The following is a 14,236-nucleotide window of genomic DNA, read 5'->3' as shown; positions in this document are numbered from 1 at the left end:
TCAATTCAATATCTATTACCTGTCGGGTACTCTTATATTACCCGATGTGTTCAATAGCTCGTATATATTTCAAATTAAATTCATGCCCCAATCCCACCGCCGGGAAGTGCTTCGGGTTAGACTGAACGAGATTGTCAAGACTGTCCCCTACCAGAGGAGTCCGAAAACTAATGGCATCCGTCATCGATACCGTTGTAAACCTGTGTAAGCGCCGCGGCTTGGTCTACCAGGCAGGTGAAATTTACGGCGGTTCCCGCTCCGCGTGGGATTACGGCCCTCTTGGTGTAGAGCTCAAGGAAAACATCAAGCGCCAGTGGTGGCGCCACATGGTGCAGTCCCGCGCAGACGTCGTGGGTGTAGACACCTCCGTCATCCAGCCGCGCCAGGTCTGGGTATCTTCTGGCCACGTCGAGGTTTTCTCTGACCCGCTGGTGGAATCCCGCCACACCGGCAAGCGCTACCGTGCGGACCACCTGATTGAGGCCTACGAGGAAAAGCACGGCCACGAGCCAGAAAACGGCCTGGCAGACATCAATGATCCAGAGACCGGCCAACCGGGCGACTGGACCGAGCCGAAGGCCTTCTCTGGCCTGCTCAAGACCTTCCTGGGCCCGGTGGACGATGAGCAGGGCCTGCACTACCTGCGTCCGGAGACCGCACAGGGTATCTTCGTCAACTTCAAGAACGTGATGACCTCTTCGCGCATGAAGCCGCCATTTGGCATCGCGAACATTGGTAAGTCCTTCCGTAACGAAATTACCCCGGGCAACTTCATCTTCCGCACCCGCGAGTTCGAGCAGATGGAGATGGAGTTCTTTGTCAAGCCGGGCGAGGACGAAGAGTGGCACCAGTACTGGATTGATGACCGCTACAACTGGTACGTGGACCTGGGCATCAAGGAAGAAAACCTGCGCCTGTACGAGCACCCGAAGGAAAAGCTCTCCCACTACTCCAAGCGCACCGTGGACGTGGAGTACGCCTTTGGCTTCAAGGGCTCCAAGTGGGGCGAGCTGGAAGGCGTGGCCAACCGTACGGACTATGACCTGTCCGTTCACGCTAAGGGCTCGGGCGAGGATCTGTCCTACTATGACCAGGCCAACGAGGAGCGCTGGATCCCGTACGTTATCGAGCCGGCCGCCGGCCTGGGCCGTTCCATGATGGCCTTCCTGGTGGATGCCTATGACGAGGAAGAGGCTCCCAACGCGAAGGGCGGCACCGATAAGCGCGTGGTCCTGCGCCTGGACCGCCGCCTGGCACCGATCAAGGTGGCCGTCCTGCCGCTGTCCAAGAAGGAAGAGCTTTCCGAGCCGGCCCGCAAGCTGGCCGATAAGCTGCGCGCACACTGGAACGTGGACTTTGACGTCTCCGGCGCCATCGGCCGCCGCTACCGCCGCCAGGATGAGATCGGCACCCCGTTCTGCGTCACCTTCGACTTCGACACCCTCGAAGACGATGCCGTAACCGTGCGCGAGCGCGACACCATGGAGCAGGAGCGCGTGAAGCTCGATGACCTCGAGGCTTACCTCGTCGCTCGCCTGATTGGGTGCTATTAATGCATTACACCAGCTGGGATCGCTCCGACCGCGCAAAGCCCGTGCTCTTGGCCGAGGAAGGCCCGGAGCAACTGGGCGTATTCTCGGAGCATTCCGCGGAGGTGGACGGCCACTTCTGGCGCACCGAGGTCAGTGACCTTGGCGCTTCTGCCACGCTTGCCGACGGCTCCATTTACCGCCTCGCCGGCCGCCCCGGCCGCGACAAGCGCCTAGAGGCATCGCTCAACGGCCGTACCTTCACCTTCATTAACGAAAACAGCGGCGACTGGATCATCGATGACGTCGATGATGAAAAGGTAGGCCAGTTCTCTGCCCGCAATTCTGGCGTGCGCAAGGCCATCCTGGAATTCGAGCACGATGCCGAGGGCCTGACCACCGCCGAAATCGCCGGCCTAAGCTGGTTTACCCGCGTCATCTTGGATGCCACCACCCAAGGCAAAGCCTGGGCGTGGATCATCACCTTGGTCCTAGCGTCCATCGTTGCCCTCGCTGCGCTATTTATCTTCTAATGACTGCGCAGTGGACCTGGCGTGCGAGCGCGCTTACTGACGCCGAAGGCAACGAGCTCGCCTCCGCGCGCGACGGAGTGCTTGCCACCGCGGCCGGTGAGCGCCTCTCTGTGGAATCCTCGATGGATTCCTCCTCCCCGCGGTTCTTCCTGCGCGCGCAGACCGCGGCGGGCGAAGATTTCTCGGTCTCCCAGGCTGGGATTACCGTCACCCGACTGCGCGCGACCTGCGCCGACCGCGAGTACCTGCTCGAGCGCCGCAACCCCTTCCGCCGCGAGCGCCGCATCGTGGCCCGCGGCACGGGCGCCGAGGTTGCCAGCACCGCACCGGCCGGCGATGGCCTGCGCGTGAGCGTGGGCGAGCTGCCGGAGCTCGATGCTATTTTCTTGAGCTACGCCTGCGCGCTTCTCGACGCCACCCCGCGCACCCTCCGCACCTAGCCCAGCGCCGGGGAGACTGGGCCCCGCGCGAGCCTAGAGCCGGACTGGAGGCCTGCCGGGCTTCCGGGCCGTGGGGCTGGGAGACCTAGAAGGAGCCGCCGCGGAAGCCGCCTCCGCCGCCACCGCCGCCGAAGCTTCCTCCACCGAAGCCGCCGCCTCCGAAACCACCGCCGAATCCGCGGCCGCCGCCGAGCATCTGGCCGATGACCACGCCGGTGACGATGTTATTGGCGGCATTGCCCATCTGCTGGCGCTGCTGGCGGCGGCGGTGTTCGTCTATGTCCTCCTTCGCGCGCTGCAGCGCCGCTTGGGCAGCGGCCACCGCCTCGCGGGAGGACTGCAGCGCGGCGCGAATATCGCTGCGCTCGGTGTGGAGGGCTTGGGCGTGGAGACGTTTGGCGTCGGCAAGCGCGGTGCGCGCACCCGAGCCGATGATGCGACCGCGGGAGGAAATGAGGTCTTCTGCGGCCTGGATATTGGATTCCGCCACGGAAATCTGCTGGCGGAAGAGGTCTAGCTGGCGCGCGTGCGTGGAGGTCTTCTCACGCACGCGGTCGAGCGCCTCATCCAGCTCGGTATCGATGGAGGTCAGCGCGGTGTGCTGGCCCAACGGATCCTGGTGGCCGTGGGCCTTGGCCTCGTTGACGGCGGTGCCGGCGCGGCCGAGAAGATCCTCGAGCTTGTCCCAATCCGCGGTGGTTCCCTGGGCCTTGCCTTGGCGCTCGAGCTCGCGGGCTTCGTCGATCTCGCCCTCGACCTCGGCGATAAGCGCCTCAAGGTTGCCGCGGGCGGTGGCGATATTCTCCTCAGCGTTTTCCACGCCGGAAATGAGGCGATCCGTCATCTCGCAGGCGTGCTCGATATCGCGAATAAGTCCCACCAGTGGGCCCTGCTGGCCGGCCGGCTGGGCCTGGACCCCGCGAGCCTTGTCGAGCAGCTTCTCGGCCTCGTCGAGGGACGCTGCGGCAAGCTCGGGGTTATCGGCAATGGAGGAGAGCACGTGCTCGTCATAGTTGGACTTTAGGCCGGCCAGCGTGGACTCGGCCTCCGGCAGGCGGGCGCGCAGGCCTACGGTGCGCTGGGTGAGCTCGTCCAGCTTTTCATCGGAGTGGATGAGCAGATCGCGCATCTTGGCAAACTCCTCGGCCTGCGCATCGAGGGCGTCGTCGGCCTGGCCGCAGGAGGAGACGATTTCTACCAGCATTTGGCGGCGCTCGGCGGGGGATTCCGGCACGGCATCATCCAGGCGCTGGTGCAGGTGGAAGGCCTTTTGCAGGGTAGAGGTGGAGTGGTTCATTGCCTTGGTAAACGGGCGCACGCGCTCGGGACCGAACTCAGAGAGCGCGATATTGAGCTCCTCCTTGCCGCGGCGGATGGACTCATCGGTAGAGACCAACTCCTCCTGGGCCAGCTGCTCCAAGGTCTCCAGCGGCAGGCGATTCAACTGGTCGGTGTCACCCGGGGAAATTTCGCGGGCGGACTCCAAGGTCTGTGCATTATTCTTCTTGGTATTGCGGCGCGAGTAGTACATGATTCCGCCACCGGCGGCGACGATGGCGGCCGCGCCACCGCCCAGCCACGCCAGGCCAGAGGAATCGGAGGCGGAGCTATTTGAAGCGGAGTTGCCCAGGGCGGCGTCGGCAAGCGCGACGGCCGAAGCACCGTATTCATCGCTGGCCAGCTTGTCATAGGCGGCGTCATACATCTGGTCCAGCCGACCCTGCGGCCAGTCCTTGCCGGTCTGCACGCCCATCTTGCGCTCCTCAATGGAAAGCGCATAGACCGCGGAGTTCGGCCCCTTGTCCTTGACCGCTTGGCCGGCAAAACTTTCCGGATCCGTGCCCAGCTCATCGGTGATATAGACAAAAAGGGTTCGGTGCTCGTCTTTTTGCAGTTGGGCGATCTTCTGCTCCAGCTGGCTCTTTTCCTCCGCGCTGAGCACGCCGGCCTCATCGGTGACCTTGTCCTGGAGGGTGGCAGTGCCCTGCGCCACCGCGGTGGTCTCGGCGGCGAAGGCAGACCCCGCACCGACGGAGGTGCAGCCTAAAATGAAAGCGGCAATGGCCGCGCGGCCCAAACGTGCACTCAAATTCATGCCCACCACTTTACCGGCTTAACTTTGCGCTCTGGCAGGTAATGTAGTGGGGCAGTGAAGTACGCAATTGTTTTAGGAACCGCCCAATACGATGGCCGCGCCTCCCGCATCCTGGCCGGCCGCCTGCGTCACGCCGGTGAGCTCGCCACGGCCGAGGGGTTGGAGGTCATTACCGTGGGCGGCAAGCTGCCCGGGGATAGGTTTACGGAGGCCGGTGTCGGCCGCACCTACCTGCGCGAGCGCTTCCCGCACCTGACCGTGCACGCGGTGGAGGAGGGCATGGATACCCGCAGCTCCCTGTGTGCGGTCAAGGAAGCCTTCGCGCTTTCCGACGCCACCATCATCACCGATCCCCTCCACCGCCTGCGCACCGCACTCATCGCCCGCCAAGAGGGCATTACGGCCATCGTCTCCGGCACGCCGTACTACCCGGCCGCGCGCTTTTCTAAGCCCTGGTGGCGCTATCTTGCCCACGAAACCGGTGGCGTAGCTTACGCGCTGGTGGCCGGCCTGCTTCCCGCTCGCGGTGCCGCAGCACTGCGCAATGGTTTCTACCGCGTGGAGCAGGTGCTGCGGCCCAATCAGAAGCTGCGGCATCAGACGATTCAGCAGGAAGACGACCGCGCTTAAGCCACGTTGCTCACCCAAAAGGCCTGTTCGCGGAATAAACTTTAGGCCGTGTCCTATTCTTATTCCGCCGCCGACTTTGCCCGCCTGGCTGATGAAAAGCCGAAGGGCTCAGCCTTCCACCCTGTGGAGGAACACCGCGGGGTCTTTGCCCGCGATCGCGCCCGCGTGTTGCACTCGGCGGCGCTGCGCCGGCTAGCGGATAAAACGCAGGTCGTTGGCCCGCGCGACGGCGATACCCCGCGCACCCGGCTGACCCACTCGCTGGAGGTCGGCCAAATCGCGCGCAGCATCGGCTCCGGGCTCGGACTCGATCCCGATCTCTGCGATATGGCCGGCCTTACCCATGACATTGGCCACCCGCCCTATGGCCACAATGGCGAGAATGCGCTCAACGAGGTTGCCCTCAACGGCTTCGAGGGCAACGCCCAAACCCTGCGTATCCTCACCCGCCTAGAACCAAAGGTCATCGTGAACGATGCCCGCGGCGAACCCCAAAGCTTTGGTCTCAACCTCACCCGCGCGGCCCTCGACGGCGCCTGCAAATACCCCTGGACCAAGACCAACCCGGATGGCACCACCAACCGCAAGTACGGCGCCTACGACGAAGACGCGCACCTTTTGGACTGGCTGCGCGAGGGCCATGCCGATAACCGCAAGTGCATCGAGGCCCAGGTCATGGACTGGTCGGATGACATCGCCTACTCCGTGCACGACGTGGAAGATGGCATCATCTCCCGGCGCATTTCATTGAACGTGCTGTGGGACTTAGTGGAGCTGGCCCAACTAGCAGAAAAGGGCGCCAAGGCCTTCGGCGGCACCGCCGACGAGCTCTTGGAGGCGGCCGATAGCCTGCGCAACTTAAGTGTTATCAACGCCATCGGTGACTTTGACTATTCCTTGCGCGACTACGCCAACCTGAAGAAGATGACCTCGGAGCTCGTCGGCCGCTATGTGGGCGCGACCGTTGGCGCCACCAGCGAGGCCAATGCTGATCTCATCGCCTCCAATGGACTTGGCCGCATGCACGGCGATCTCGTCGTACCCAAGCAAGCCGAAGCCGAGGTTAAGCTGCTGAAAACCATCGCCGTCCTCTATGTCATGGACGAGCCCGCCCACCTCGCACGTCAAGACCGTCAGCGCGAGCGCATCTACCGCGTCTACGACTACCTCGTCGCCGGCGCCCCCGGCTCCCTCGATGCCACCTTCCGCCTGTGGTGGGAGCAGGCCGATACCGACGCCGGCCGCGACCGCGCCATCATCGACCAGATTGCCTCCATGACCGAGTCCCGCCTGGAGCGTTTGGCTCGGCGGAGCGCGGAGCTGTCGGGGTTCCTCAGCTAAACCTGGCCCACCCTGTACCGCTAGAGTTAGGTCGAAACTCATCAGGCCAATCTGAGCGCGAAAAGGCCGAATTGAGAGCGCACAACCCTCAATTCGGCCTGATATCAATGGACCTAACGCCCCAGCCCCAGGGCCCGAGTCGCTAGCGCACCAACTTCACGCCCTGATCCTCTAAAACGGTAACAACACCCTCCAACTCCGCGTCCGCGATTTCCATGTCGGAGGCGATGATGACGGTGGTGCGCTGCTCGCGTAGGAAGTCCGCGAGGTCATCGAGGTTGCGGGGGCCGCAGTCCTCGCAGCCGCGGGTGCGGCCAAGCGCGTTGAAGAAATCCGCGCGGGTGCGGATGTGTTCAGTAATGAGGATGCGTTGCATTATTACTCCTCCGCGTCCGGGATAGAACAGAAGCTTTCATAGTGGTCATCGGTGTAGTACCACACATCTGGGTCGGTCTCGCTGCCGCCGCCGGTGATGATGCGGCGGGCGCCGCGGTTCTTACTGCCCGGGGTTTCTACCGTGTATTCGCGGTAGTAATTCTTGTCCTGCTGCGGCAGGCGTCCCTCGTAGTTGCCAAAGCGGGCGTTGTCATTATCCGGGTAGTTATAGGGGCCACCGGCCAAGATATCGTCCGCGGTGTCCTTCGCCTCGGCGGGGAGGGAGGACATCTCGCAGGTATCGGCGTCGTCAGCCTTAGCGCCTCCTGCGGATTCTGACGGCGAAGAAGCAGAGGAATCATCATGGCCGCCGAGGTCGAAGCCGAAGTAGCCTGCAACGACGGCAAGCGCAAGGCCGCCGAGGGCTACTGGGAGCGATTTCTTAGACGCTTGGGACTTGGGCATACCTTTATTCTTGCAGGTGCAGCGGTGAATACCGAAATCGGCCGACGCTCCCAACAAGGCCAAAAATTCCCCGTCACGGGGGTAGGTAAAGGCAGGTGGAATATACCCCATCAGAGGGTAAATTCCGCCCAAACCGTGAACCCACAGGCACCACACCATCCTGGCGCAGCCAGTTGAACATTCCCGCCGCGCGCGGGGTAGTCTGTACGCATGGCAAAAGGCAGAATTCCGGACAGCGACATCCAAGCTATCCGTGAACGCGCGCCTTTAGAAGAGATCGTGGGCGAGTACGTTCAGCTCAAGCCCGCCGGACACGATTCGCTCAAGGGTCTGAGCCCCTTCAAGGATGAAAAGACCCCGTCCTTCCACGTGCGCCCGCAGCGCGGCTACTATCACTGCTTTTCCACCGGCAAAGGCGGCGATGTCTTTAGCTTCCTGATGGAAATGGAGCAGGTTTCCTTCCCGGAAGCGGTAGAAGCGGTAGCGCAGAAGATCGGCTATCACATTAACTACCAGGGCGGTTCCACGGGCGCGCGCAATGAGAAGCCCGGCACGCGCCAGCGCCTCATTGCCGCGAATAAGGCCGCGCACGAGTTCTACCGCCAGCAATTGGAGACCCCGCAGGCGGCCACCGCGCGCGATTTTCTGCTGGATCGCGGCTTTTCCCGCGAGGTCATCTATGACTTTGAGTGCGGCTATGCGCCGGAGGGCTGGGATACCGCCACCAAGCACCTGCTGCGCTTGGGCTTTTCCTTCGAGGAGCTGGAGGCGGCCGGCATTTCCAAGATGGGCAAGCGTGGTCCCATTGACCGCTTCCACCGCCGCCTGCTGTGGCCCATCAAGGACCTATCCGGCAACGTGATTGGCTTTGGCGCCCGCAAGCTTTTCGACGACGACAAGCTCGGCAAGTACATGAACACCCCCGAGACCATGCTCTACCACAAGTCCAAGGTGCTCTTCGGCCTCGATCTGGCCAAGCGCAATATTGCCGATAACCACCAGGCCGTGGTGGTAGAAGGCTATACGGACGTCATGGCTATGTACGCCGCCGGCGTGAAGACCGCAGTGGCATCGTGCGGCACCGCTTTTGGCGGCGAGCATCTCCAGGTGCTGCGCCGGTTGATGCTGGATGATTCCTACTTCAACGGTGAACTCATCTATACCTTTGACGGCGATGAGGCAGGGCAGAAGGCCGCCATGCGCGCGTTTGATGGCGAACAGAAATTCACCGGTCAGTCCTTTGTCTCCGTGGCACCTGACGGCATGGACCCGTGCGATCTGCGCCTGCAGAAGGGCGATGCCGCAGTGCGCGAGCTCATCGCGGACCGCATCCCCATGTTCGAGTTTGTCATCCAATCCGTCATCGCGGAGTACCGCATCGATACCGCGGAGGGGCGCCTGCAGGCCCTGCGCCGCGCGGTCCCCGTGGTGGCGCAGATCCGCGATCAGCCTCTCCAGCGCGAGTACGCCCGCCGCCTCGCCGGTTGGGTGGGTTGGGCCAACCCAGAGGAGGTCCTCCAGCAGGTCCGCGCGGAGGCGCGCAAGCCCAAGAAGGCCGAAAAACCCACGATCCGCCGCTTCGATAACGCGAAGCAGCAGCCGGCGCAGCAGGACGTGCCGATGATCCATCCGCCGAGCCCCAAGGAAACCCACCTGTGGCCTCAGCGCGAGGCCCTCAAGCTGGCTCTGCAGATGCCGCAGGTAGCAGGCTCGTACTTTGATGGCATTACTGCCGACGCCTATACTAACGACGCCTACCGCCTCGTCCGCCAGGCAATTTCCACCGCCGGCGGCGCCGCCCAAGGCGCATCCATGCCCGCCGTGGAATGGATTGCCGCAGTAGCCGGCGAGATGCAGGATCTCACCGGCCGCAATTTCGTTTCCGAGCTCGCCGTAGAAGCAATCCTGCCTACCGACGTCGGCCCCGAAAAATACGCCGACTCTGTCCTTTCCCGCTTGCAAGAAACCGTGGTGGGCGATCAGATCGCCCAGCTCAAGGCCCGCCTCGGCCGCATGCGCCCCTCCGATGATGAGGCCAGCTATAACTCGCTCTTCGCTGACCTCGTCGCCCTCGAGCAGGCCCGCCGCGAACTCAACGACCGTGCCTTCCGCGGCACGCCTCCCCAAGCATAAGAATCTCCCCTCGGCACGCGACCAAATCGTCGTCGCACCGAGGGGAGGGGAGGAGGCCTAAAAGCTAGTCTGCAATCGACCTAGTCCTCATCGGGCTCATAAATGCGGTCCGCATTATCCATCTGCGATCCGCGCAGCCGGCCCTTGCTGTTGCGCTTGGAAGACAAATCGCGAACCTCGCGCATACGCGGTTCCGGGTCCAAGCGGTTGGCCACCGCCTTACGTGCAGAAGTGACGGCGGACTTGGTCACGGGGGAGTTGACGGCCTTTTCGTAGGCGCCCTTGATCTGGTGGTAGCGCTTGCGGCCAGCCTTAGTGCCAAAAACGTATCCTGCTGCGGCGCCGAAGACGAATTGGATCATTGCTTAGCGTGTCCCCTTATTCCTGTGCGAGTAAAAGTTCCCCACCAGCCTACCGCGAAGCTTTGGCGCGCGCCGCCAACCACGAGTGAGGGGTGGCGCTAGCCCCGCATTGGACTAGCACTTTTCATGGCGCGCAATACGCGCTAGTTTAAATGTGTGGAAAATAACAAGCGCAGGGATTCGGCAGCGGCTTCAGCAGTGGCGCTGGCCGCGCTTTTTACCGCGAGCATTTCTGCGGAATCTTCCGGCCACCAACCGGATACCGCCGCGGCGCACCAAGGCCCCAATTGGGCTGAAGAACGCTGAGTGGTGACCGCAAAGGTCTAACCGCCAATCCACGATTGTGCATGTGAGTTTAGCGTCGCGTTCACTTCCCCTTAACTTTAGCTAGATATTATTCGTGGGAATTTGATACTAGCAAAAGGTTTCTACGTTGAACTATCGGAATAATCTTCGCCCCGCAGTCCGTGGGCTCGCCCTGTGCGCGGCTACTGGGCTGACTATAGCCCTCGCACCGTCGGCCACAGCCCTTCCCGTAGCCGTGCCCCAGCTGCGTGAGCCTGTCACCCAGCAGTCCACCGGCCCAGCCCCAGTCCAGCACCCCGGTGCCCCGGTACCAGAGCCGTTTAGCACGGACTATATCGCGGGCTTTGAATCCGATGTTTCCTCTTATCAATTTGGCAACTACTGGCAGGTAGTCCAGCTTTTTGATCACATCAAGGTCCAGCCAGAAATCCGCCAAGAAAATATGGACAAGGCCGTGGCCATCAATAACGCCGCAGCCGGTGACCCCGCTTTAATCCGCCGCGCGCAGGCCGATGCCAAGGCCAGCTCGACGAGCGTGCTCAAAGCCGTTTCTGACTCGATGGGCAAGAACCTAGGCGATGCCTTCCGCGCCGCCTTGGCCGAGCACCGCCTGCCCAAAACCGAATACCTCTTGGGCAATGGCTACGCCGCTCGTGCGGGTGGGCTAGCCAATTCCACCATGTCAGAAAAGTACTACTTCAACTATCAGCGCCCGTACCAGCGCGCGCCGCAGGCGATTAAGCGCTATGACGATGGTTCCAAGGACCTTTACCCCACCTCGCCAGCGTTCCCCTCGGGTCATACCAATCAGGCAACCTGGATTACCACGCTGATGTCCTTCATGTTGCCTGAGGTAGGTCCACAGCTCATGCTGCGAGGCGCAGAGGCCGGCAACCACCGCGTGGTCCTAGGAGTGCATTACCCGCTGGATGTCATCGGCGGCCGCATGACTGGCCAAGCCGCCGCAGCCGACCGCCTCAATGACAAGCGCATGCGCAATGCTCTCTGGCAAGCCTCGATGGAAGTGCGCAAGGAGATTAAGTGGCGCACCGGCAAGACGGTGGAAGAATTGGTGGCCCAGGATAGGGCAGAGGGTGCCGACTATCAGTCCACCGACGATGCGGTAGAACAGTACTCCACATTCATGGACTATGACTTTGCCCCGCGCTACCGCACCGACGTCCCGATGGTCGTCCCGCAGGCCGCTCCAGTGCTGCTAGCAGCATCCCACCCAGAACTGACCTGGGATCAGCGTGCCGAGGTCCTCCGCCAGACTGCGCGTCCAGCCGGCAATCCATTGGATTGGCAGGCAGAGGGAGGCTCGTGGCAACGCCTCGATCTAGCCCGCGCCATGGCGGCCAAGGTGACCGTCGCCCCAGACGGCGGCGTGAGCGTCAGCGAATGAATTCAACAATGCCGGTAGCTTAACCTGAACTTTGTGGCCTAGTCGGATTGAGAGTTAAAGTATTTACAACTTTCCGTAAACGCTTGATCAACACCAAAGGAGTTCTATGCGTAGGGCTAAGGTTATGTGCGTTTATGGCACCCGACCGGAAGCTATCAAGGTGGCACCGGTCATTAAGGCGCTGGATAAAGATGAGCGCTTTGATTCGATCCCAGTCTCTACCGGTCAGCATACAGAGATGCTGGAGCAGGTCAACACCATGTTTGGCATCCAGCCGAAGCACGATCTGGGGCTCATGAAACAGGGACAGGGGCTTAATGAGCTTGTCTCCCGCGCCATTGCTGGATTGGGCTCCATCATTGAAGAAGAGCTAGACGTCATCATCTCCTAGGACGATACCTCTACCGCTATGGCTGCAACACTCGCCGGTTTCCATCGCTGGGTAAAGATCGTTCACCTTGAAGCCGGTTTGTGTACCGGCGATATCCACTCGCCGTTCACTGAAGAGGCGAACCGTAAGCTCATTGGTCAGGTAGCCGAGCTGCACTTGGCTCCAACCGAGGGATCGATGGAGAACCTACGTCGCGAGAATGTGCGTTCCAAGGGCATCGTGATTACCGATAATACCGTCATTGACGCTCTGCTCGAAGTAGCATCGTGGAATACGGAGTTCGCGGACACTGCCCTGCCGGAAGCCGCAGACTCCGATAAGCGCCTCGTTGTGGTTACGACCCACCGCCGTGAGAACCTTGAGGCGATGAAGGAAATTGGTGGTGCAGTTAAGGACTTGGCAGAAGCTTACCCGGAGATTAACTTCGCACTGCCGCTGCACCTCAACCCTAAGGTGCGCCAGGCTGTTCTGCCAGAGGTCGACCACTTGCCGAATATCATCATCACGGATCCGCTGCCTTATGACCAATTTACGCAGCTGCAAAACCGCGCAACCATCATCCTGACTGACTCCGGCGGAGTCCAGGAGGAGGCACCAGCATTGGGCAAGCCGGTGCTAGTCATGCGCCAAAACACCGAGCGCCCCGAAGCCGTTGTCGCCGGCACGGTTAAGCTGGTGGGCACTAATCGCGAGCTCATCGTGGCAGAGGCGAAGCTTTTGCTTTCCGACGGCGCCGCTTTCGACGCCATGGCCAACGCCGTTACCCCCTATGGCGACGGCAAGGGCGCGCAGCGCGCCGTCGCCGCCATCGCGCAGCTGACCGGGGTAGGCGAGCGCGTAGAAGAATTTCTGCCGGAGGTCGATTCCTCTAAGGGGCCCAAGGCAAGGAATAACTCGCGCGCCTGCCGGAGAAAGCGGATATATTAAAGGTATGAAACCGCTGGATATCCGCTGTAACCACCGAGAACGCACGAAAGCTGCAGACATCTTAGGGGATGCGCTTTCGGCAGGGCAGATTGACCTCGATGATTTTGAAAAGCGCTCGGCCGCCTGCGTAAATGCAACGACCCGCGCTGAGCTCATCGAGCCGCTGGCTGACCTTGTAGAGGACCCAGAAGTTCTCCTTTTTGGACAAGAAAGAAAACTCGCAAAAGCCTACGCGGGGCAGCAAGAATCCAAAGCCATCGCCAAGGTGGAGCAGGCCATCCGACAGGTACAGCCGAGCGTGCAGGAGACCCGCTCCTTTGCGGTGGGGATTTTTGGCGGTTCCACTGTCAGCGGTGGGGCAGTAGCTCGTTCCCTGACGGCCTTGGGCCTTTTCGGCGGCGTGGACATTGATCTCACGGGCGTAGCCCTGCACAGTCGTTCTACCACCATCGAGGCGGTGGGCGTCTTTGGTGGCGTGGATGTCTATATCCCCGAAGGCTTCCGCGTCCACGTCGGCGGTGTAGGCCTTTTTGGCGGGCATGACCTCAAGGTAGAAAACAGCGCCATTCATCCGAATGACCTGCCAGTGGACGCACCAGAAATCAACGTCAATTGCTACAGCCTCTTCGGCGGCGTAGACGTTCACGTGGGACGCCGCTACGGCGGTTAAGCAGGCTTAGAAGCTCGAGGGAGTATCAAGAGTTACGGCTTGGCCTCAGACTCGCTTACAGCACTTTCCGGCCCCTTCGAGCAAGCTTTGGAGACACCCGCGCCAGTCTACTGATTACTAGGAACATTTAACGCGCTCGGGGCGCTCTACGTATCTAGAAGCCGGTCTAGAGTTGTGGACAATGGTACAACCACTCGCACCGGTGTTTAGCCGCACGAAACCGCTGCCTCATGCAAGGCAGCAGGGCGTACCAAGGCACATGGGCTTCCGGCTTCAACTGGAAAAATAGGCCTGAAGCCGAGATCTACAGGGCATTCTTTAAACCTCGTTAGCAACTCATGAACCTGGCAGGGCAGTATCGCCAGACAATATTGTGCAGACCACCAAAGTCGACGGCCAGGTGGAGACACGAAAAATCTACGACAAACTAATCCAGGATTCTCCTCAACACTGCCGTCCGATGGCCTCAAGGATCCCCGCTTGGTTCTCTTACTCGGCCGTATTCGAGCTTAATGCACTTGTGTATAAGCAGTACTTCCACCGCAGCGCCTAAAGATGGCCTAAACGACACGATGTGTTGGTGAGGTTGTACGGCTAGCCGGTCTGGCGTGCTGATATTAGGACTATTTCACTT

The 14,236-nt window shown here is 61.3% G+C and carries 13 protein-coding genes and 1 pseudogene; 10 read left to right on the top strand and 4 right to left on the bottom strand.

Annotated features, from left to right (window positions below; translation table 11 throughout):
• The first annotated feature begins 170 nt into the window (after positions 1 to 170).
• From QP915_RS07440 to QP915_RS07430, 3 genes are read left to right on the top strand one after another with little or no spacing between them, the layout of a single operon-like run.
• Positions 171 to 1,553 (top strand): glycine--tRNA ligase, encoded by a 1,383-nt coding sequence (locus QP915_RS07440; protein WP_284768884.1) that lies wholly within the window; start codon positions 171 to 173, stop codon positions 1,551 to 1,553.
• Positions 1,553 to 2,062: a hypothetical protein gene (locus QP915_RS07435; RefSeq protein ID WP_284768883.1), complete on the top strand. Its 510-nt coding sequence runs from the start codon at positions 1,553 to 1,555 to the stop codon at positions 2,060 to 2,062. Before QP915_RS07440 ends, QP915_RS07435 begins: the two co-directional genes overlap by 1 nt.
• On the top strand, positions 2,062 to 2,502 hold the full coding sequence (locus QP915_RS07430; RefSeq protein ID WP_284768882.1) for a hypothetical protein: 441 nt from the start codon (positions 2,062 to 2,064) through the stop codon (positions 2,500 to 2,502). The genes QP915_RS07435 and QP915_RS07430 overlap by 1 nt, the downstream gene beginning before the upstream one ends.
• 85 nt (positions 2,503 to 2,587) lie before the next feature.
• Here the strand turns inward: QP915_RS07430 and QP915_RS07425 are convergent, their stop codons facing one another.
• Positions 2,588 to 4,597, bottom strand: coding sequence for a TPM domain-containing protein (locus QP915_RS07425; protein WP_284768881.1), 2,010 nt, complete (start codon positions 4,595 to 4,597; stop codon positions 2,588 to 2,590).
• Positions 4,598 to 4,651: 54 nt separating this feature from the next.
• Here QP915_RS07425 and QP915_RS07420 point away from each other — a divergent pair, with 54 nt between their 5' ends.
• Positions 4,652 to 5,227: a YdcF family protein gene (locus QP915_RS07420; protein WP_284768880.1), complete on the top strand. Its 576-nt coding sequence runs from the start codon at positions 4,652 to 4,654 to the stop codon at positions 5,225 to 5,227.
• Positions 5,228 to 5,275: 48 nt separating this feature from the next.
• Positions 5,276 to 6,568 (top strand): deoxyguanosinetriphosphate triphosphohydrolase, encoded by a 1,293-nt coding sequence (locus tag QP915_RS07415; RefSeq protein ID WP_284768879.1) that lies wholly within the window; start codon positions 5,276 to 5,278, stop codon positions 6,566 to 6,568.
• A gap of 142 nt (positions 6,569 to 6,710) precedes the next feature.
• Here QP915_RS07415 and QP915_RS07410 read toward each other — a convergent pair whose 3' ends face one another.
• Both QP915_RS07410 and QP915_RS07405 read right to left on the bottom strand, forming a co-directional pair.
• On the bottom strand, positions 6,711 to 6,944 hold the full coding sequence (locus QP915_RS07410) for a barstar family protein (protein ID WP_284768878.1): 234 nt from the start codon (positions 6,942 to 6,944) through the stop codon (positions 6,711 to 6,713).
• 2 nt (positions 6,945 to 6,946) lie between these two features.
• Positions 6,947 to 7,408 (bottom strand): guanyl-specific ribonuclease, encoded by a 462-nt coding sequence (locus QP915_RS07405; RefSeq protein WP_284768877.1) that lies wholly within the window; start codon positions 7,406 to 7,408, stop codon positions 6,947 to 6,949.
• Between the two features lie 210 nt (positions 7,409 to 7,618).
• Between QP915_RS07405 and dnaG the strand changes: the two genes are divergently transcribed.
• Complete coding sequence (gene dnaG / locus QP915_RS07400) at positions 7,619 to 9,541, top strand: DNA primase (RefSeq protein WP_179386822.1); 1,923 nt, start codon at positions 7,619 to 7,621, stop codon at positions 9,539 to 9,541.
• An 80-nt stretch (positions 9,542 to 9,621) separates the two neighbouring features.
• Here the strand turns inward: dnaG and QP915_RS07395 are convergent, their stop codons facing one another.
• Positions 9,622 to 9,903 carry a hypothetical protein gene (locus QP915_RS07395; protein WP_284768876.1) on the bottom strand — a complete coding sequence of 94 codons (282 nt, stop codon included), beginning with the start codon at positions 9,901 to 9,903 and terminating at the stop codon, positions 9,622 to 9,624.
• Positions 9,904 to 10,059: 156 nt separating this feature from the next.
• Between QP915_RS07395 and QP915_RS07390 the strand changes: the two genes are divergently transcribed.
• The 4 genes and pseudogenes from QP915_RS07390 (at position 10,060) to QP915_RS07375 (ending at position 13,602) form a co-directional block, all read left to right on the top strand.
• Positions 10,060 to 10,209 (top strand): hypothetical protein, encoded by a 150-nt coding sequence (locus QP915_RS07390; RefSeq protein ID WP_284768875.1) that lies wholly within the window; start codon positions 10,060 to 10,062, stop codon positions 10,207 to 10,209.
• A 127-nt stretch (positions 10,210 to 10,336) separates the two neighbouring features.
• Positions 10,337 to 11,614, top strand: coding sequence for an acid phosphatase (locus QP915_RS07385; protein WP_284768874.1), 1,278 nt, complete (start codon positions 10,337 to 10,339; stop codon positions 11,612 to 11,614).
• Positions 11,615 to 11,720: 106 nt separating this feature from the next.
• Positions 11,721 to 12,932 (top strand): annotated as a pseudogene (gene wecB / locus QP915_RS07380) (non-hydrolyzing UDP-N-acetylglucosamine 2-epimerase).
• 4 nt (positions 12,933 to 12,936) lie between these two features.
• Positions 12,937 to 13,602: a DUF1707 SHOCT-like domain-containing protein gene (locus QP915_RS07375; RefSeq protein WP_284768873.1), complete on the top strand. Its 666-nt coding sequence runs from the start codon at positions 12,937 to 12,939 to the stop codon at positions 13,600 to 13,602.
• The last annotated feature ends 634 nt before the right edge of the window (positions 13,603 to 14,236 follow it).

Origin of the sequence: Corynebacterium sp. MSK158 (assembly GCF_030229085.1) — a bacterium.
GTDB lineage: Bacteria > Actinomycetota > Actinomycetes > Mycobacteriales > Mycobacteriaceae > Corynebacterium.
Note: the sequence above shows the minus strand (reverse complement) of the source record. Positions and strands in the feature narration are given on the sequence as shown.